This is a genomic window from Rhodococcus sp. 06-235-1A (genome assembly GCF_002258785.1).
Lineage (GTDB): Bacteria > Actinomycetota > Actinomycetes > Mycobacteriales > Mycobacteriaceae > Rhodococcoides.
Genome location: NZ_NOYI01000003.1, coordinates 73,326 through 92,612, shown reverse-complemented (window position 1 = coordinate 92,612; position 19,287 = coordinate 73,326). Strand labels below are relative to the sequence as shown.

Sequence of the window (19,287 nt, the reverse complement as noted above, 5' to 3'; positions counted from 1 at the left end):
TCAGCTGCAGGACGGCGCGTCGCCTCCTGAGCCGATCGCCTGTAGCGAGTCGACGGCGCTGTCCAACGATTCGACACGCACCAGTCGGAGTCCATCGGGGACGTTCTGTTGCGCCTCACCGCAGTTCGCGTCCGGCACCAGGAACGTGGTGGCTCCGGCCTCGCGAGCGGCGATCAGCTTGTACGGAATGCCGCCGATCGGCCCGACCGTGCCGTCGGCGTCGATGGTTCCGGTGCCCGCGACGAACTCTCCGTTGCTCAATTCACCAGGACTGAGCTTGTCCACCACGGCGAGGCTGAACATCAGTCCCGCCGACGGTCCACCCACGTCGGCGAGGTTGAACGTCACGTCGAACGGGACGTCGGGCTGCTCCTCGGGTGTCACGCCGAGGTAACCCAGGGATGCGTCGTCGGGCCTGGCCCCGAGGACCACAGCACTCGTCTGCGTCGAACCGTCTCGGACGTATTCGATGTCGAGCGAATCGCCCGGCGCCCGGGAGCTGACTGCCTCGCGCACTGCCGACGCAGTGGCCACAGGGGTGCCACCGACCGAGACGAGCCTGTCCCCCACGTTCAGCACTCCGGCAGCGGGCCCGTCCTCGGCCACACTCGCCACCGCCAGTGACACCGGCAGATCGAGGTGGTGCAGTGCGGCCAGTTCTGCGCTGGACTCGGACGCCTCGAAATCCGCCTGGTTGCCCTCCTGCACTTCTTCCTTCGACTTGTCCGGCGGATAGACCTCTTCGCGCGGGACGAGGCCCTGTCGACCACTCGCCCAGAAGCCGAGAGCCTCGAACAGATTGAGCTGATCACGCACCGCCACGGTCGTCATGTTCAAGTGGCCTGCGGTCGGATCGACTTCGGTTCCGTCGATCTGCACCACCGGCACACCGTCGACGTCCCCGAGGGTGTTGTACGTCGGGCCGGGGCCGAGGGCGGCGAACGGAACAGTGACGACCGAGCCGGTGACGCCCAGCACCACCACCGGTACCAGCGCAGCGACAAGAGTGGCGATCCTTCGGTTCACTCCGTAGACACTAGATCCGGATACCGTGCACCGTGCAGACCGCCCCTACCGCAACGCGGCCGCACCGTCGTCCACGGCCGAGATGTTCGCCGTCAGCGTGACGATCCGCCACGCTCTGCCTCAATCGGGCTTGTACCGTTGAGACATGAGCAATTTTGGTTTCGGTGCCTCCGACGACGACCCGGACAAGAAGAAGGACCCGGACGGTTCGGGCAACCCTGCGGGCTTCGGGTTCGGTGCCGAGGGCTTCGACCCCGCACAGCTGGGCCAGATGCTCACCCAGTTCGGTCAGATGCTCAGCGGTATGGGCGCAGCCGGTGCAGGCGGGACCGCATCGGGCCCGGTGAACTACGACCTGGCCAAGCAGCTGGCCCGCCAGCAGATGGGCGATTTCAGCCCGGTGTCGGCCGGCGAGCGAGAAGCCATCACCGACGCCGCGCACCTGGCCGAGCTGTGGCTGGACGGTGCGACGACGTTGCCTGCAGGTGCCGCGAAGACCGTCGCGTGGACGCCGGTCGACTGGCTCGACAACACGATCGACACCTGGAAGCGCCTGTGCGACCCCGTTGCCGAGCAGATTTCGGGGATGTGGACCTCCGGCCTTCCCGCCGAGGCTCAGCAGATGGCCGGGCCGATGATGGGCATGCTCACGCAGATGGGCGGAATGGCCTTCGGTTCGCAGCTCGGCCAAGCACTCGGTCAGCTGTCCAAGGAAGTACTGACCTCGACCGACATCGGCCTTCCGCTCGGCCCCTCGGGGACGGCAGCGTTGCTACCGTCGGCCATCGCGTCGTTCAGTGAGGGCCTCGAGCAGCCCGAGCGCGAGGTACTGGTGTTCCTCGCCGCGCGGGAAGCCGCGCACCAGCGGTTGTACAGCCACATCCCGTGGTTGCGGCAGCGAGTTCTCGCCACGGTCGAGGAGTATGCACGTGGCATCAGGATGGATTTCTCGGCGATCGAGGAGGCCGCCGCGGGTCTCGACCCGTCCGCGCTGACCGACCCGTCGAAGATCGAGGAGATCCTGCAACAGGGTGCCTTCGAGCCACAGACGACACCCGAGCAGAAGCACGCACTCGAGCGTCTCGAGACGTTGCTGGCCCTGGTCGAAGGATGGGTGGAGACCGTCGTTGCAGCAGCTCTCGGCGATCGTTTGCCCGGGGCCGTCGCACTCGGCGAGACCATCCGCCGACGTCGGGCGTCCGGTGGCCCGGCCGAGCAGACCTTCGCGACATTGGTCGGCCTCGAACTGCGCCCGCGCAAGGTTCGCGAGGCGGCCGATCTGTGGCGCCAACTGCTCGCTGCGGCCGATGTCGAGGGGCGAGACGGAGTGTGGGCCCACCCGGACCTGCTGCCCGACTCGTCGGACCTGGACAATCCCGCCGCGTTCGTCGACCGCGTCGTCGGCGGTGGAACGTCGAGCTTCGACGACCCGATCGCCCAACTCGAAGCGATGGAGGCGAAGGAGCGCGCCGAGGCTGCCGAGCGCGCAGCCGAAAGCGACGACAAGGGCACCGACGGTGACCCCGAGAAGGGTTCTTCCACAAGCTGACCCGACCGGTTTCGCACCGGTTCGGTTCGATCCGTCGAACGCCTGCTCAGGGGCACTTCCACCCTGTGGATAACTTGCCTCGAGCGGGCGTTCGGCATTGCTGTCGGTGTCAGAGTGTGATTCATGACCACACCGACCGTTCGCCTGGATCCTTCGGTGGCGATCCTGCCTCGACGGGACGGAACCGTGCAGCTGGGCTGGAGCCCCGAGACCAGCGTCGTCGTCACGCCGCCTCCCGGTGCCGAGCCGGGTTCGATACTCGAGATACTCCGCCTCCTCGCCGTAGGCCATTCGAGGCCTCATATCGTATGTCACGCAATGACATTGGGGCTCTCCGCAAACAGAACCTCGGCGATGCTCGGCGAGCTGGAGGATTCGGGGCTGCTCCTCCACAGCACGAGCGCACCGGTGGGATCCGATGCGTCGCCACAGGCCCGGAGGGACGGACCCGGGTCGGTGAAGACGGTGCACGTCGTGGGGCGTGGTCCGATCTCGGACGCATTGGCATCGGGTCTCGGTCGGACCGGTGCCACGGTGAGCCGGTCGAGTCTGACGCCCATGCGTTACCCGAATTCGACGGTGAGCTCGTGGAACTACGACGTCGTCGTACTTGCCGACGACCTGGTCGCGGAACCCCGACTGGTGACGGATCTGGTGCGGCTGCGCATTCCGCATCTGCAGGTGCGGCTACGGGACGGAAAGGGCATCGTCGGCCCGTTCGTGGTGCCCGGTCGAACCAGTTGCCTTCGGTGCGCCGATCTGACGCGGTGTGATCTCGAGCCTGAGTGGCCGCATCTGTCCGCACAACTGCTCGGCACGGTCGGTCATGGCAGCAGCGCGACCGTGCTGGCCACGGCGGCGTTCGCATTCGCTCAGCTGGAGAACCTCATCGGCCGTTCCGACGCCGCGCTTCCGGAAACCGCCGACTGCACCATGGAATTGGATTTCGCCGCTACTGGAACCACCGTGCACAAGCGACTCTGGTCCAAGCATCCACACTGCGACTGCTGGCACTGACGAAACGCGTTTCGGCGAGTTCACCACGTCCGATAGAGGTCGAGACGGGACGGTCCGAGCAATTGTCGTGAGGTTCGGCCATGATGGAGCTGTGTCTGACATACCGCGCCGTGGATCGACTCGTACCGCCAAATTGGCCAGCATTCCTCTCGGGATGGCGGGCCGTGCCGCCGTGGGCTTCGGTAAGAAGCTCGCCGGAGGCAATCGCGACGAGATCGATGCGGATATGGCCGCCAAAGCGGCAGAACAGCTCTTCTCCGTTCTCGGGGAACTCAAGGGCGGGGCCATGAAGCTGGGGCAGATGCTCTCGGTGATGGAAGCGGCCGTTCCCGAGGAGTATTCGGAGCCGTACCGCGAAGCACTGACCAAGCTGCAGGCGCAGGGTCCGCCCATGCCGGCCAAGACGGTGCATCGTGTGCTGGATCAGCAACTCGGAACGGCATGGCGGTCGCGCTTTCTCGACTTCGACGACACCGCTATCGCCTCCGCCAGCATCGGACAGGTACACCGGGCCACGTGGTCGGACGGGCGCGACGTCGCGGTCAAGATCCAGTACCCCGGCGCGGACGACGCGTTGCGCTCCGATCTCAAGACGCTGTCACGGTTCGCGAACCTGTTCAGCACTGTGCTTGCGGGGACCGACGTCAAACCGGTGCTCGAGGAACTCACTGCCCGCACCGAGGACGAACTCGACTACCGCATCGAGGCGAAGAACCAGCGGGCGTTCAGCAAGGAATTCGCGGGCGATCCGCAGTTCGCGATACCCAAGATCGTCGCGAGTGCGCCCAAAGTCGTTGTCAGCGAATGGATGACGGGTCGACCGCTGGCCGACGTCATAGCAAATGGGACGCCCGAGGAGCGCAACCGGGCCGGCGAACTCCTGGCCCTGTTCGCGTTCGTTTCCCCCGCGCGGGCGAAGCTACTGCACGCCGATCCACATCCGGGCAATTTCATGATGCTCGACGACGGCCGGATGGGTGTCATCGATTTCGGTGCCTGCGCTCCGATGCCCGACGGTCTGCCACCTGTTCTCGGTCGGATGGTCTCGCTCGCACGGGACGAGAAATACGACGAACTGGTCGAATTGTTCACCGCGAGTGGCTTCGTGGTTCCGGGGCGCGCGGTCACGGAAAAGGAGATCGCAGACTACCTGCGCCCCTTCACCGACCCGATTCACACGGAATCGTTCCACTTCACCCGGGCCTGGCTACAGAAAGCGGCGGGCACGGCTGCCGATTTCAACAGCGCGCAGTTCCGCACCGTTCGGGCGCTGAACATGCCTGCCGAATACGTGATGATCTTCCGAGTACTGGGTGGGCTGGTCGGAATCTGCGCCCAACTCGATGCGTACGCGCCGTACATGGGCATCCTGACCGAGTGGATGCCCGGCTTCGACGACTGATTGGTCGATGAAGCCGGGCACCGGTCTCGGACGTCATGCTGCGTTCTTGCGTGGCCGTCCGCGGGGACGCTTGCGGGCGATGACGACACCCTGCTCGAGTATCTCGCCGCCCCACACGCCCCACGGCTCGGCGCGGTCCAATGCCGCACTCAGGCACGTACGCCGGATGGGGCATTCTGCGCACAGCGCCTTGGCCTGCTCCAGTTCGGCAGGGGTGTCGGCGAACCACATGTCGGGGTTCGCCGCTCGGCAGGGCACCGACAGCTGCAGCTCGGCCAGTTCGGTCGAACCTGTTTCGGCCGAATACCGTGCAGTGTAGGCACTTTCGGACTCTGGTCGGCATGTCGTCCGGATCGTGGCGGTTGACACGTCGGTCTCCTCTACTTGTCGTGCGGCGTCGTTATCGGTTCGAGGGGTGATGCGAACCTGTCGGCCTCACGCTCGGGTAGAGGAACTACCTGAACGAGAAAGGCCACGGTCCGCGAGTGCGGGTCCGTGGCCTGGTGGGGCTTGTCGAAGCGTCTACCGACAGTGAAGTCGGTGTCTGCTGTCGAGCACGGACGCACGTGGTGCGCGGTGACGGCGGGCTGCCTGATCGGCGGCTTTCGCTCCTGGTGCCAGGGCAACCTGGGCGGAATTCGAGCCCAAGGCCGCATAGGCGGACTTGTGCATGGGACCGAAAGCGGAGGAACGAATCCACGTCTGCGCAACCGAGCCAGCGGCAGGCATGCCGAGGGGGGCAACTCCGAGAGGTGCCGTACCGAGGACAGGGCTGAACGCGACGGTTGCATCGGCAACGGCGGCGTGGAATGTGTTGATCATTTTTTCAGCTCCTGTTCTGGTCTCGAAGGCGGACTGGGCAGTGTGCGGTCTCCCGCGACACGTGAAACAGACTAAGCCCCCCGGCAATATCTGCACAAGTTATTTTTGACCTGCAGTTTTCCCGGCGATTCTCGTGCCGAGCGGTTACCCGTCCGACTTCCGAACCACCGTGAGCACGTCATCGCCGAACCGCTCCAGCTTCTTGGCACCGATTCCTGGAATCGCCACGAGTCCGCGCTCGTCCTGTGGTTGCTGCTCGGCAATCGCAGTCAGCGTGTTGTCGCTGAACACCACGTATGCCGGAACCTTCAGTTCGCGGGATTTGTCCAGACGCCACGACTTCAAAGCGTCGAGCAGGGCGATGTCGACGTTCGACGGACAGCTCTCGCACCGACCGAGCATGGTCGCAGACGTACCGATCAACGGCTTGCCACACAGGCGGCACTTGGGTCCGGACTTCTTGGCGGCCGGCGCGGCAATACGCGAGGCAGGTGAATCCTCGGGAACGAGTCCGATGAGGAACCTCGACCGGCGACGCGACTTGCGTCCGCCCTCGTTGCGGGCAAGAGCCCAGGACAGGTGCAAGTGGACTCGGGCACGCGTGACGCCGACGTAGAGCAGTCTTCGCTCCTCCTCGATGGCGGCCTCGTTGTTGGCGCTCGGGTCGTTGCCGATCGCGTGCGAGATCGGCAGAGTCCCGTCGGCGAGACCGACGATGAACACCGCGTCCCACTCGAGCCCCTTGGCTGCGTGCAGCGAAGCGAGAGTGACGCCTTGAACGGTCGGTGGATGCCGAGCCTCAGCGCGTGCTGCGAGCTCTCCCAGCAGCTTCTCCAGCGTCAGATCCGGCTCGTGCACCAGCAGTTCTTCGGTGAGTTGCACCAGACCACCCAGCGATGCCCACTTCTCGCGTGCCTGCGCACCGGTCGGCTCGGTGGCCGTCAGACCCAATGGGGCGAGTACGGCTCGCACCAGAGCCGTCAGCCCGTCCCCCGCCTGCGCGCCGTCGGGTAGATCGTCGCGGCCCGCCGCCTGTCGCAGCGCATTGACTCCCTGCCGCACCTCGGGTCTGGTGAAGAATCCTTCACCGCCACGCACCTGGTACGGAATCTTCAGCTCGGTCAGCGCTTGCTCGTGCGCCTCGGACTGCGCGTTGATGCGGTACAGGATGGCGATCTCGGCCGGCTCCACGCCTTTCGAGATCAACCGCTTGACCGCCCGCGCCACTCCGTCGGCCTCCGCGGGCTCGTCGTCGTACTCGAAGAACTCCGGCTCGGGTCCTGGCTCGCGCTGACCGATCAATTGCAGTCGAGTCCCTGCGATGCGGCCGCGGGCGGCTCCGATGACGCGGTTCGCCAGCGACACCACCTCCGGTGTCGATCGATAGTCGCGTTCGAGCCGAACCACGGTGGCCTCGGGGTACTTGCGGGAGAAGTCGAGCAGGAACCGCGGGGACGCCCCGGTGAACGAGTAGATGGTCTGATTCGCGTCGCCGACGACGGTCAGATCGTCCCGCTCACCCACCCAGGCGTCGAGCACCCGTTGCTGCAGCGGCGTCACGTCCTGATACTCGTCGACGACGAAGCAGCGGTAGCGCTCGCGAAACTCGTCGGCCACGGATGAGTGCTCCTCGAGCGCCGCGGCCGTGTGCAGGAGCAGATCGTCGAAGTCGAGCAGCATTCCGTCACCGCCCCTGGACTTGAGCTCCTCGTAGCCGGCGTACACGGCGGCGACCTTGGCGGCGTCCATCGGCACGTCGCGGCGATTGCTCGCCGCGATGCGTGGATAGTCCTCGGGTGCGATCAACGAACCCTTGGCCCACTCGATCTCACCTGCGAGATCTCGGATGGCGTCCGTCGACGTCGACACTCCGGCCCTGTTCGCAGCTTGCGAAACGACGGTGAACTTCCGATCGAGCAACTGCCATCCGGTGTCTCCCACGACCTGCGGCCAGAAGTACTTGAGCTGGCGCATCGCCGCGGCGTGGAACGTACGGGCCTGCACGGGAGGCCCGTCTCCCCCGACCCCGAGTTCACGAAGGCGACCGCGCATCTCGCCTGCCGCGCGTGCGGTGAACGTCACAGCCAGCACCTGACTCGAGGACACGTGCCCGGCCGAGACGAGGTGTGCGATGCGTCGGGTGATCGTGCGGGTCTTGCCCGTGCCCGCACCGGCGAGCACGCACACCGGGCCACGAGGAGCCAGTACCGCCGCGGATTGCTCGGGATCGAGTCCGGCGGTCATCGCGTCGTCAGCCATGAGGACCATTGTGTCAGTGCGCACCGACAGTTCCACCTGGGCCCGAACCTGCCGGAACAATGGCGTAGGCGCTCCTGTTGACTCTTGTCGTGACCACTACCGAGAACACTCCGCAGACCCCAGCCGCACTGACCGTCTACTCCACCACCTGGTGCGGTTACTGCCGCCGGCTCAAGACCCAGCTCGACGAGGCGGGAATCGAGTACGCCGAGATCGACATCGAGCAGAACCCGGAGGCCGCCGACTTCGTCGGAAGCGTCAACAACGGCAACCACGTGGTGCCGACCGTTCTCTTCGCCGACGGCTCGACGGCAACCAATCCCGGTCTCGCCGATGTGAAGCGCGCACTGTCTCTCTGATCGAGCGTCAGTGCTGGGCCGCCCACGCCTCGAGCATTCCGCGCGCGATGGAGATGGAGCCGGGTAGCAGCAACCGGGACGTCGAATCCGATCCCCAGTCGCCGAGTTCCAGCGCTGCGACCACCTCTGCTCGATCGAACCAGTGGGCCTCGGCGATCTCGCCGTCCTGGAAGTTCAACCGCTGCTCCGGGTCGGCGACGGCCGAGAAGCCGATCATCACCGAGCGCGGGAACGGCCACGGCTGGCTGCCGAGGTACTCGATCTCCGAGACATCCAGGCCGACCTCTTCCCTGATCTCCCGTGCCACACAGGTTTCCAGGGATTCGCCGGCCTCGACGAAGCCCGCCAGCACCGAGAACCGACGCTCCGGCCACGCGGGCGCCCGTGCCAGCAGCACTCGGTCGCCGCCGTCGTGAACCAGGCAGATCACTGCCGGATCGGTTCGCGGGAATTCTTCGTGACCGGTGGACGTGCTGGTACGCGACCACCCCGCGTTCGACGGAACCGAGGGCGCACCGTCGAGCGAACTGAATTGCGCGCTCGCATGCCAATTGAGGATCGCCAACGCCCCGGTCACCATCGACAACGCGTCGCTGTCCAGACGATCACCGTCGGTGCGCAGGTCGCCGAGGGTGCCCTCGACCACCTCCACGCGCCTGGCCCACAGGTGCCGGTCGCCGTGGATTCCGAGGAAGACTGCATCGTCCGTCGGCTCCGCTGCCACGTCCACGGCGGGGCCGAGCACGAGACCCTTCTCGTCGACCTGGAACCTGCCCCTGCCGTCCACGCTGAGGATGCGGCTCGTGGACCAACCTGCTCGCAGAGCCGCGGTGTCTCGGCGCAGTTCCTCTGCCCTGTTCAGCGGCGATCGGGACAGTCGAGGTGGGTGGGCGAGTTGGAAGTTCGGCACGCGCACGACCCTACTTGGCCTCGACTAGTCGCCCACGCGACGGATGTAGAGCAAGCGATCGGATGCCTCGACCGCATCGACCTCCGGAGTGCCGACTCGGAACAGTTTGCCGCCCCGCACCACTCCGAGAACGATGTCGGTGAGGTGCCGCGGAGAGCCGCCCACCTCGTCGCGTTCCACTTCGCGCTCGGCGATGGCGAAGCCTGCCTCCGGGGTCAACAGATCTTCGATCATCTCCACCACGGACGGAGTGGACGTGGCGATCCCGAGCAGCCGGCCCGCGGTCTCCGAGGACACCACCACCGAGTCGGCACCGGACTGACGCAGCAGGTGCGTGTTCTCCGCTTCTCTGATGGCCGCGACGATCTTGGCCTTCGGGGCGATCTCGCGGGCCGTGAGAGTCACCAGCACTGCGGTGTCGTCTCGGTTGGTCGCCACGATGATGGCCGACGCATGCTGGGCTCCGGTCAGTCTGAGCACGTCGGACTTGGTCGCCGAACCGTGCACGGTGACCAATCCCAGGGCCGATGCGGCGTCGAGAACCGTCTGATCGGTGTCGACGACGACGATGTCGGACGCCGACACGCCGTCTCCGAGCATCGCGTCGACTGCGGTACGGCCCTTGGTGCCGAAACCGATGACCACGGTGTGATTGCGCACGCTGCGTCTCCATCGCTGAATTTTGAATGCCTGCCGGGACCGCTCGGTGAGAACCGACAACGTGGTACCGACCAACAGAATGAGGAAAAGGACCCGAAGGGGTGTGATGACCAAAATGTTGACCAGTCGCGCCGACGGGCTCATCGGGGCGATGTCGCCGTATCCCGTCGTCGACAGCGACACCGTTGCGTAATAGAAGGCGTCCAGGAAGGACAGTTCGCCGTTCTGGTTGTCGCTGTAACCGTCGCGATCGAGATAGACGACGAACGCGGCCAGGAACAGGATCCCCAGCGCCATCAGCACCCGCTTGTAGATGGCGCGCCACGGACTCGATTCCAGTTCCGGTACCCGGAGCACTCCGACCAGTGCGAAGTCGGGCTTGTCGGTCAGCGCGCCACTGTCACTCAGGCGCGCTCGCAACCTACCTGCCACGTCGCCCACCGGGGTACTCACCGAAGTCGAGATCATTCACGGCACGGAGCGTAACCCCATGCCACGAATCTGTGCCGACGACGCGGGATGTGGCACGGTGTGTTCATGACACAGAGATCGAGTCAGGCGGCGGCACTGCGCCTCGCGGGCCTGCTCGCGGGAGCCGGAATTCTCCACTTCGCCACGCCGAAGTTCTTCGACGCCCAGGTACCGACGGCGTTGCCCGGCTCGGCGCGGACCTACACACAGGTCTCGGGCGTCGCCGAACTCGCGGTGGCCGCAACACTTGCCACCCCCCGCACCCGCCGACTCGGCGGCGCACTCGCGGCAGCTCTCTTCGTTGCGGTCTTTCCCGCCAATCTCAACCTTGCGTGGAAGTACGTGCAGAGCCCGAAGACCTCGCCTGCCCTCAAAGCAGCGATGATCGCCCGCCTTCCTCTGCAGATTCCACTGGTCACCGAGGCTCTGAAGGCTCGTCGGAACGCACCGTAGCCCCCGCGGGCTAAGGCGCGACCGGGCCCTGCAGAAGTTGGGCCAATTCTGTTGCGTCCGGCAGGTTCTCGGGCGAAATGGTGTGACCGCTACGAACGTAGTGGAACGCTGCGCGCACTCGGTCGAGCGGTACCGGTTCGGTGCGTCCGATCGACATCAGCTCGGCCCACGCCAGCCGGTAGGCCGCGAGCTGCATCGCTACCGCCCGCTGTTCCGACGCCGTCGGCTCGGCACCGGTCTTCCAGTCGACGACGGTCCAGCCGCCGTCGGGGTCGGCGAACACGGCGTCGATGCGTCCTCGCAGCACCGTTCCCGCCACGGATGTCTCGAACGGCACCTCCACTTCGACGGGGCTGCGGAGCGACCACTCCGAGTCGAGAAACGCCTGCTGCAGGGTTTCGAGATCCACGTCGGCCGAGGCACCGGTATCGGCCGACCCCGGCAGTTCGTCGAGGTCGAGAAGTCTGGTCGCACCGAAGCGCCGCTCGATCCATGCGTGGAATGCAGTTCCTCTGCGCGCCAACGGGTTCGGTGGGAACGGCAGCGGTCTGCGCAATCGCGACGCCAGCGCATCCGGGTCCGCCGCGAGGTCCACCAACTGTGTCACCGACAGATTGCCGGGCAGAGCCACGTCGACTCCCGCGACCGATCTCGCGGCCCGCTCGGCCAACAAAGTATCGACGTCCGCGGCCCAGTTCTCGGGGTCCTCCCTGGCTCCGTCCTGGCCGCCGTCACATTCTTCGCTCGGCGTGGCCGAGATGTCGGCCAGCGCGCGCAGCACTTCCTGTGCGCCGCTCTCGATCGCTCCTCGTCGTGGACCGAGCGGATCGCGAGGCCAGGACGCCGTGTGCGGTACGGCACCGAGGGGGTTCTGCGTGCCGTCCTCCGGGGCCGGTGCCCACTCCTCGACGACCGCTATGTCGGCGAATTCCTCTATCTGCGTGTGCAACTCGGCGAGAAATTCCGAGGGCCCACGCGGCTTCGTGGCGGTCTGGTCCCAGTGATGTGCGGACACCAGCAGTACCCGTTCGCTTCGGGTGAGTGCCACGTAGAACAGTCGGCGATCCTCGGCAAGTCGACGTCTCGCCAGCGCATCCTTGTGACTCTTGACGGCGTCCTCCAGGTCCTTGCGATTATGGAGCCGGTCGAGTTCGAGGACCGGAACCCCTTCCGAGCCTTCGCCGTCGAGCGCGCGGTCACCGCGCAACGACGGCGGCAGCTCGGCCATCGCCCCGAGCCAGGTCGAGGATGCGTTCGAGGACGGGAACACACCCTTCGCCACGTGCGGCACCGCCACCACCTCCCATTCGAGGCCTTTCGCGGAATGGACGGTGAGCACCTGAACGCGATGGGGGGCAACGTCGACCTCGCCCGGGGCGAGGCCGTCCTCGACCGTCTCGGCGGCGGCGAGGAACGACAGGAATCCGGTGACCGTGGCGGTCGGGTTGTCGGCGTAATCAGCCACCACATGGGCGAATTCGTCGAGATGTTCACGTCCGACCGCGCCATCGGTGCTGATCGGCGTACGAGCCTGAGCTTCGACACCGATGCCCATGATCCGTTCGATGTCGCCGACCAATTCCGTCAGTGGCTGACCGATTCGGTCGCGCAGCAGGTGCAGCTCGCCCGCCAGGGCGACGATCCGGCGATGCCCCACCTCCGAGTAACGTTCGGCCGGACCGGGATCGGCTATGGCGTCGGCCAGACCGGCCTGCTCCGACTGCTCGCCGGGCAGGGCGCCGACGAGCGCGGCATCGAGTGCCTGCGGATCGTCGACGCGCCCGGCGGTGCCGTACCCGCCGCGGATCTCGAGTTCTCGGGCGCGCTGAGAGAGTGCCCGCAGATCGGTCGGCCCGATTTGCCACCGGGAGCCGGTGAGAATGCGCATCGCCGAGCTACCGGCAGTGGGGTCGGCGACCAGCCGCAGCATCGCGATGATGTCGGCCACCTCGGGAACGTGCAGCAATCCACCGAGCCCGACGACCTCCACCGGTAGCCCACGGCTGCGCAGCACCTCCGCGATCGGCTCGGCGTCGGCGTTGCGGCGCACCAGAACCGCGGCGGTGGGTGGTGGCCGATCCTGCTCGAGAGCGGAGCGGTACTCCCCCGCGATTCGGTCGGCGATCCACTCGCGTTCACTCAGAACGGTATCGGTGACGGCAAGTCGAACATCGCCGGGAACCGCACCAGGGCGGGCCCGCAGAGTCGGCACCGGAACACCGACGCGGCGCAATGGGTCGCTGATCAGGTTGGCCAGGGTCAATGCCTCGGGCGGATTTCGCCAGCTGGTCAGCAGCTCGAGCCGAGGCGCGGGACTTCCGTCGGCCTTCGGAAAGTCGGTGGCGAACCGAGGCAGATTTGCTGCCGATGCGCCGCGCCACCCGTAGATCGACTGCATCGGGTCGCCGACGGCGGTCAGGGCCAACTGCGGGTCGCTGCCGGAACCGAACAGAGACGACAGCAGGACGCGTTGGGCATGCCCGGTGTCCTGGTACTCGTCGAGCAACACGAGCCGAAAGCGTTGCCGCTCGGCGATTCCCACCTCGGCATGCTCGGCAGCGACCCGCGCTGCCATCGACATCTGCGAGCCGAAATCCAGCGCGCCCTCACGCCGCAGAGTCTGTGCCAGCCGCTCCACCAACGGCAACAACCCGATTCGTTGATGCTGTGCGTCGAGGATGTTCAGCAGCTCCTTGGTGGGGCCACCGCGTTGTCGCGGCCCCGGCCCGAGCGTGTGCACCAATGTCTCGAGCTCCGTGTGCGCGTGGCGCAGATCCTCGGGATCGACCAGATGCTCGGCCAACTGACCGGAGAGCGCAAGTACCGCCTCGGTCACCGACGTGGGGTTGCGGTCGGTGTCCAGGTCGCCGTCCCAGGTACTGACGACACGGTGGGCCAGCTGCCACAGTTCGGTTTCCGAGAGCAGTGTCGCGGACGGCTCGATCGGCAGCAGCAAGCCGTGCTCGGTGAGCAGTCGGCCTGCATACGAGTGGTAGGTGCTCACTTCCGGCTCGGCACCGAGGATTCGCTCGCGCAGTGCCAGACTGGGATCGAGTGCGCGCACGAGATCGGATCCGGCCAGCCTGGCCAGCCGAGCTCTGATCCGAGAGGTCAACTGCTGTGCGGCTTTTCGGGTGAACGTGAGACCGAGGACCTGGTCCGGATCGACGAAACCATTGGCCACCATCCACACCACGCGGGCGGCCATCGTCTCGGTCTTTCCTGCCCCTGCCCCAGCAACGACGAGCGTCGGCCCGGGTGGCGCTGCGATCACCGCAGCTTGTTCGTCGGTCGGTGGGTGCTTCTGCCCGAGCGCCCGGGCGAGCTCGACGGGCGATACCCGCACCGAAGCGGTCCGCGTTTTCGTCGATGTCGTCACTGCTCGGTCACCTGCCTACCCGTCTCGTGTGCCGGACAACTGGACTTGACCGGGCAATGCCTGCAGCCGTCGTTGATCCGCGCCTCGAACGTAGGTCCCTGCGTCGCCGATGCGGCCTGGTGCACGGTGTCTCGCCATTCCTCGAGCTTTTCCGGTGTCGGCACTTCCTGGACTCGCTGCGTCGCCCCGTCCTTGTTGTGGGGCTTGGCCACGAACACCAGCCGCGCTCCGCCGGGCTCGCCCGCAGGCTCGCCCTCGATGGCACCGGCTGCCGCGGCGACCTGGTAGGTGGCCAGCTGATGATGATTGCGGGCGTCCTCCTTGGACATCACGGTCTTGGCCGTCTTGACGTCGATGATCACCGGCCGCCCGTCCGGATCGTGCTCGAGGCGGTCGATGCGGCCACGCAACGCGACCGCAGGCTCGTCCTCGGACCGGGCGTCGAGTATGCCGTCGACCCGCACCTCGACGCCGGCCTCGGTGAGCTCGCCTCGGCTGCCCTGCAACCAGCTCTCGAACGTCTCGAGCATCGCCCCGGTTCGGTCGAGCTCGTGCCGCGAATACCACTGCGATCCGAGATCCACTGCATCCCATGCAGTTTCGAGGGCAACACGGAGCTGCTGGGGCGGTATCCGACCGGCTACGGCTTGGACGAGAGTGTGCACCAGCGTCCCGGTGACGGCGTGGGTGTTGGTGCCGTCGTTGCCGCCGTGCCGTTCGAGCATCCACCGCAGAGGACAGGTGGTGAGCTGTTCCACGGTCGACGGCGACAGTGGCACCGGACCGTCTCCGAGCTGCCACAGCGGCGCGTCGGTGCTGAGCCCGGCGACTCCGAACCATTCGTCGGGATGCGCACCCCGCACGCCGGCGTCGGCGAGTGTCGCCAGATGCCGAGCAGCTCGGGCCCGCTTCTCCGGCTCCCGTTCGGCGACCACCGGATCGCACACCACGCTGCGGAGTTCGGCGACCAGCATGGGTAGCGCCAGCACCCGATGGGCAGGCTCGGGCAATTCGAGCGGGGGGACGGACTCGCCGTCGACGTCCACACCGCGAAGCTCGTCGACGAAGCGAGATCGGACCAGATCGGCATCACCGGAACTGGAATCGACGGCGGTGACCAGCAAGGTCGATCGAGCCCGACTGCACGCCACCAGAAACAGGGTGCGCTCCTCGGCCAACAACGGTGCAGACTTCGACAGACGCCCGTCGAGGGCTGCGCCGGCGTCGACCTTTCCCGACACGAGGTCGACCAGCGTGTCGGTGCCCAGGAGGCTGCCGCGTGATCGCAGACCCGGCCACAGCCCTTCCTGCACCCCGGCCACCGCGACGAGCTCCCATTCCCTACCCGCAGCAGAATGCGCGCTCAGCAGCGTCACCGCATCGGCCCCAACCCTGGGGCGGTGTGAATTCAGAGTGGGAATCTCCTGCTGCGCAATGTAATCGAGGAATCCACCGATCTGAGCCCGCGGCAACCGGTCGACATATGCTGCCGCCGCGTCGAACAGCGCCACCACCGCATCCAGGTCGCGGTCGGCCTGGGCACCGGCCGAGCCACCCCACGCCGACGCGCCGGCCCACCGCCGCTCGAGTCCCGACGCCTGCCACGCTGCCCACAACACGTCCTCGACACCGCGGCCCGTGCGGGCGACCGCTCGGGCCTTGCGGATCACGCCGAGTGCTCTGCGCAACGGGGCGGACTCCACATCCGAGAGTCCGCTCGTCCACCCCGCGCTCCCCCGAGCGTCGTCGGTGAGAACGATTCTGAGCAGCTCGGACGAGTCGCGCTCGCCACCCGTTGCGAGCTCGAGCCTGCGCACGCCCCGGCGCAATCGCCGCAGACCCACCGGGTCGGCTCCGCCGATAGGTCCGGAGAGTAGTGCGAGCGCATCTTCACCGTCGAAGGTCGGGTCCGAGATCGCCCGCAGTACCAACAGCAGACCCACGGCCCCGTGCTGGCGGTGCAGCGGCAGCTCCGATGTCGGGGTGATCATCGGAACCCCTGCGCCGTGCAGAGCCCGACGCAACGGTGCGAGGGTGCGCGGCACCGACCGCACCACGATCGCCATCTCGGACCAGGGCATGCCGTCGATCAGGTGGGCACGACGCATGGCGTCGGCGATGATCGCCGCTTCCTTGGCGGGCGAGGAGACGACGTGCACTCGCGCTGCCGCAGCGCCGAATCGAGCGGTGCCCACCGGTTCGGGGCAGCGGTGCCGACCGAGGCCCGGCAATCTTCTCGCCACGATGTCGGTCAGCTCGGCGACCTCGGGGACGGAGCGGTAGTTGCGTGTGAGCACCACGCGGCGCGGCGAGTCCACCTCGACCAGGTCGGCGACGAAGGCGGGATCGGCACCACGGAAAGTGAACACGGATTGATCGGGATCCCCGGCGACGACGGTCGATTCGGTATCGGTACCGATCAACCGAACCAGCTGCGCCGCTTGCGGATCGAGGTGCTGCGCGTCGTCGACGACGAGGTGACGGATACGTGCGCGTTCACTGCGCAACAGTTCGGGATCGGTGGCGAACGCCATGAGCGCGGCACCGATCAGCTCGGCGGCATCCAGACCCGGCGCGGTGGCTCCAGCGGCCTCCACTCCGACAGCGCCGCGCAGCAACATGGCCTGCTCGTATCCGGCCGCGAACCTCCCGACGGCGACCCACTCGGGCTTGCCGTGCTTACGGCCGAGTTTGACGAGGTCTTCAGGTCCGATCCCGCGTTCGGCGGACCTGAGCATCATGTCTCGCACCGCAGTGACGAATCCCGCGGTACCCAGTGCCGGACGCAGCCGCTCCGGCCAATCACCTGCCCCGTCCTCGAGATCGCCGCGCAGCATCTCGCGCACCACGGCGTCCTGCTCGGCACCGGTCAGCAAGCGCGGTGGCGGGTTGCCGTAGAGCGAGGCCTGCAGCCGCAACACCGCGAAGGCGTAGGAGTGCACGGTGCGTACCAGCGGTTCACGCGTCGCCCGCAGTGCGTGATCACCGCTGAAGAGCCCCGAGGTGATGACCTCGCGCACCGCGGTTGCCGCACGTTTGGACTGCGTGAGCACCAGAACCGACTCCGGATCACCGGTGACGATGCGCGAGACCGCGTAGTCGGCGACGAGCGAGGTCTTGCCCGTGCCGGGACCACCGAGTATCTGCCATGGATTCCATCGGGGCGCACCCTGCGCCGCCTCGGCCGCCGAATCCGGCCGTGACGACAGCAGCCGAGCAGCCGGTCCGGTCCACTCACGTGCCGCGCGAGCCACCTTGGGTGCACGGACGAGAGTGACCGTCGCGCCGTGTCTGCCGTCCGAGCTCATGACACAGATGCAATCACGGGCCACCGACAGATCGGCCGCCGCCCGGACGGAGCCCTGGACACAGTCGGTCGACACCGAGATCCGTGCTGCGATGCGGCATAGTGGGCGAGGTGCCCGAGTTGAATCTGCATACGTTCGGACCCGCAGACGGTCCCGAAATCCTCGCTGTCCACGGTGTCACCGGACACGGTGCCCGGTGGTGGGATCTCGCCGAGAACCACCTACCCGAGGCCAGGATCCTGGCACCCGACCTCATCGGTCACGGGCATTCCCCGTCCACACCGCCCTGGGATATCGACGCGCAGGTCACTTCCCTGAAATCCGTGCTCGACGCCCATGCGCGTGGACCGGTGGTGGTCCTCGGTCACTCCTACGGCGGCGCGTTGGCCGTGCACCTCGCGCAGAGGTTCCCGGATGCGGTGCGAGCCCTGGTGCTGCTCGATCCCGCGATCGCGTTACCGCCGGAGGAGTTGCTGGAAGTGGCCGAGGCGACCGCGAAGTTCCCCGATTACACCGATGCCGACGAAGCGCGCTCGGAGAAGATCCACGGAGCGTGGGCCGACGTGCCCACCGAACTCCTCGACCGCGAGGTCGCCGAACATCTTGTTGCGGCCGACGGTGGGAAGGTCGCGTGGCGGATGTCCATTCCTGCCGTCGTCGCGACGTGGGGCGAGCTGGCCCGCCCGTCGGTCGTACCGGCCGAGAGCATCCCGACCATCGTGGTGCGGGCCATGCGCGTCGACCCCCCCTATGTCACAGAGGAATTCCTGTCGGCGCTGCGAGACCGACTGGGCGAGAACCTGCGCACCGTCGAACTCGACTGCGATCACATGGTCGGCCAGGCCAAACCGGTCGAGGTCGCCGAACTGGTGCGATCCGTGCTCTAGATGGCCCCGATCACCGAGGCTCAGGTCGAACGTGTCCGCGCGCTGGTCGCGTCGATTCCCCCTGGATCGGTGGCCACGTACGGAGACATCGCCGCCGCTGCCGATCTGTCGAGTCCACGCATCGTGGGGTGGATCATGCGCACCGACTCGGCCGACCTCCCGTGGCATCGCGTCCTCGGTGCCAGTGGCAGGCCCGCTCCGCACCTGGCCGACCGGCAGCTCGAGACGCTCCGCGCCGAAGGGGTGGCGGTGTCCGACGGCCGCGTGCCGCTGAGGTCGATTCGATTCGACTTCGGGGCGCTCCCATCGCCGCCTGCGTCGACCACTAATCTCGGAGAATGAACATCAGAGACGGGCTCGGGCAGTTCGATCCACGTCCCACGGCCAAGTTCGCGCTGTCCAAGGCGAGTACCTTCGTCGCCGCGGCCGGGCTGGTCGTCGACGAGGTGTCGGGCACCCGAGTGGCGGGGCACATCGACCTGACGGACGAGCACTTCACTCCGTGGGGCGTGGTGCACGGTGGCGTCTACACGACCGCGGTCGAGAGCGCCGCCAGCATCGGTGCCAGCGAGGCGGTGAAGGATCGCGGTGAGTTCGCGGTCGGCGTGCACAACGGAACCGACTTTCTGCGCGCCAGCAAGGGCGGACGCGTCGACGTTGTTGCAGAACCGTTGCAGCAGGGCCGTGTTCAGCAATTGTGGTTGGTCACGATCACCGCCTCCGACAGCGGCAAAACCATTGCGCGCGGACAGGTTCGGCTGCAGAACGTGCCGCTGCCGTCATGA

The 19,287-nt window shown here is 66.8% G+C and carries 16 protein-coding genes; 8 read left to right on the top strand and 8 right to left on the bottom strand.

What is annotated here, in order from left to right; translation table 11 throughout:
• Positions 1–1,026, bottom strand: coding sequence for a YlbL family protein (locus CH275_RS02235; protein ID WP_094674788.1), 1,026 nt, complete (start codon positions 1,024–1,026; stop codon positions 1–3).
• Between the two features lie 145 nt (positions 1,027–1,171).
• Between CH275_RS02235 and CH275_RS02230 the strand changes: the two genes are divergently transcribed.
• From CH275_RS02230 to CH275_RS02220, 3 genes are all read left to right on the top strand, one after another.
• Positions 1,172–2,575 (top strand): zinc-dependent metalloprotease, encoded by a 1,404-nt coding sequence (locus tag CH275_RS02230; RefSeq protein ID WP_094674786.1) that lies wholly within the window; start codon positions 1,172–1,174, stop codon positions 2,573–2,575.
• A 123-nt stretch (positions 2,576–2,698) separates the two neighbouring features.
• Complete coding sequence (locus CH275_RS02225; RefSeq protein ID WP_094674784.1) at positions 2,699–3,592, top strand: hypothetical protein; 894 nt, start codon at positions 2,699–2,701, stop codon at positions 3,590–3,592.
• A 91-nt stretch (positions 3,593–3,683) separates the two neighbouring features.
• Positions 3,684–4,994, top strand: coding sequence for an ABC1 kinase family protein (locus tag CH275_RS02220; RefSeq protein WP_094674782.1), 1,311 nt, complete (start codon positions 3,684–3,686; stop codon positions 4,992–4,994).
• Between the two features lie 33 nt (positions 4,995–5,027).
• Here CH275_RS02220 and CH275_RS02215 read toward each other — a convergent pair whose 3' ends face one another.
• The 3 genes from CH275_RS02215 to CH275_RS02205 form a co-directional block, all read right to left on the bottom strand.
• The gene (locus CH275_RS02215; RefSeq protein WP_094674780.1) at positions 5,028–5,363 is read right to left on the bottom strand and encodes a WhiB family transcriptional regulator; all 336 of its coding nucleotides are present in this window, start codon (positions 5,361–5,363) and stop codon (positions 5,028–5,030) included.
• Between the two features lie 153 nt (positions 5,364–5,516).
• Positions 5,517–5,816, bottom strand: a complete 300-nt coding sequence (locus tag CH275_RS02210) for a hypothetical protein (RefSeq protein WP_094674778.1) — start codon at positions 5,814–5,816, stop codon at positions 5,517–5,519.
• Positions 5,817–5,960: 144 nt separating this feature from the next.
• Positions 5,961–8,075 (bottom strand): ATP-dependent DNA helicase UvrD2, encoded by a 2,115-nt coding sequence (locus tag CH275_RS02205; protein WP_373453664.1) that lies wholly within the window; start codon positions 8,073–8,075, stop codon positions 5,961–5,963.
• Between the two features lie 89 nt (positions 8,076–8,164).
• Between CH275_RS02205 and CH275_RS02200 the strand changes: the two genes are divergently transcribed.
• Positions 8,165–8,434: a mycoredoxin gene (locus CH275_RS02200; protein ID WP_094674776.1), complete on the top strand. Its 270-nt coding sequence runs from the start codon at positions 8,165–8,167 to the stop codon at positions 8,432–8,434.
• A 7-nt stretch (positions 8,435–8,441) separates the two neighbouring features.
• On the opposite strand, the gene nudC is transcribed toward CH275_RS02200, so the two are convergent.
• Positions 8,442–9,344 (bottom strand): NAD(+) diphosphatase, encoded by a 903-nt coding sequence (gene nudC, locus CH275_RS02195; RefSeq protein WP_094675296.1) that lies wholly within the window; start codon positions 9,342–9,344, stop codon positions 8,442–8,444.
• Between the two features lie 24 nt (positions 9,345–9,368).
• Positions 9,369–10,436, bottom strand: coding sequence for a potassium channel family protein (locus tag CH275_RS02190; RefSeq protein WP_094614489.1), 1,068 nt, complete (start codon positions 10,434–10,436; stop codon positions 9,369–9,371).
• A gap of 105 nt (positions 10,437–10,541) precedes the next feature.
• Between CH275_RS02190 and CH275_RS02185 the strand changes: the two genes are divergently transcribed.
• On the top strand, positions 10,542–10,928 hold the full coding sequence (locus CH275_RS02185) for a DoxX family protein (protein WP_094675294.1): 387 nt from the start codon (positions 10,542–10,544) through the stop codon (positions 10,926–10,928).
• Between the two features lie 10 nt (positions 10,929–10,938).
• Here the strand turns inward: CH275_RS02185 and CH275_RS02180 are convergent, their stop codons facing one another.
• Both CH275_RS02180 and CH275_RS02175 read right to left on the bottom strand, forming a co-directional pair.
• Complete coding sequence (locus tag CH275_RS02180) at positions 10,939–14,307, bottom strand: ATP-dependent helicase (RefSeq protein WP_094674774.1); 3,369 nt, start codon at positions 14,305–14,307, stop codon at positions 10,939–10,941.
• Positions 14,304–17,615, bottom strand: a complete 3,312-nt coding sequence (locus CH275_RS02175; RefSeq protein ID WP_094675292.1) for an ATP-dependent helicase — start codon at positions 17,613–17,615, stop codon at positions 14,304–14,306. The genes CH275_RS02180 and CH275_RS02175 overlap by 4 nt, the downstream gene beginning before the upstream one ends.
• Before the next feature lie 110 nt (positions 17,616–17,725).
• On the opposite strand from CH275_RS02175, the gene CH275_RS02170 reads away from it, so the two are divergent.
• From CH275_RS02170 to CH275_RS02160, 3 genes are read left to right on the top strand one after another with little or no spacing between them, the layout of a single operon-like run.
• The gene (locus CH275_RS02170) at positions 17,726–18,502 is read left to right on the top strand and encodes an alpha/beta fold hydrolase (RefSeq protein WP_094675290.1); all 777 of its coding nucleotides are present in this window, start codon (positions 17,726–17,728) and stop codon (positions 18,500–18,502) included.
• Positions 18,503–18,844, top strand: coding sequence for an MGMT family protein (locus CH275_RS02165; RefSeq protein ID WP_094674772.1), 342 nt, complete (start codon positions 18,503–18,505; stop codon positions 18,842–18,844).
• Positions 18,841–19,287 carry a PaaI family thioesterase gene (locus CH275_RS02160; RefSeq protein ID WP_256990818.1) on the top strand — a complete coding sequence of 149 codons (447 nt, stop codon included), beginning with the start codon at positions 18,841–18,843 and terminating at the stop codon, positions 19,285–19,287. Before CH275_RS02165 ends, CH275_RS02160 begins: the two co-directional genes overlap by 4 nt.

Bases quoted from the DNA above. Each gene is read 5' to 3' on its own strand.
- CH275_RS02230 (WP_094674786.1), top strand. From the start codon at position 1,172: ATGAGCAATTTTGGTTTCGGTGCCTCCGACGACGACCCGGACAAGAAG.
- CH275_RS02225 (WP_094674784.1), top strand. From the start codon at position 2,699: ATGACCACACCGACCGTTCGCCTGGATCCTTCGGTGGCGATCCTGCCT.
- CH275_RS02210 (WP_094674778.1), bottom strand. From the start codon at position 5,816: ATGATCAACACATTCCACGCCGCCGTTGCCGATGCAACCGTCGCGTTC.
- CH275_RS02205 (WP_373453664.1), bottom strand. From the start codon at position 8,075: ATGGCTGACGACGCGATGACCGCCGGACTCGATCCCGAGCAATCCGCG.
- CH275_RS02185 (WP_094675294.1), top strand. From the start codon at position 10,542: ATGACACAGAGATCGAGTCAGGCGGCGGCACTGCGCCTCGCGGGCCTG.
- CH275_RS02175 (WP_094675292.1), bottom strand. From the start codon at position 17,615: ATGAGCTCGGACGGCAGACACGGCGCGACGGTCACTCTCGTCCGTGCA.
- CH275_RS02165 (WP_094674772.1), top strand. From the start codon at position 18,503: ATGGCCCCGATCACCGAGGCTCAGGTCGAACGTGTCCGCGCGCTGGTC.
- CH275_RS02160 (WP_256990818.1), top strand. From the start codon at position 18,841: ATGAACATCAGAGACGGGCTCGGGCAGTTCGATCCACGTCCCACGGCC.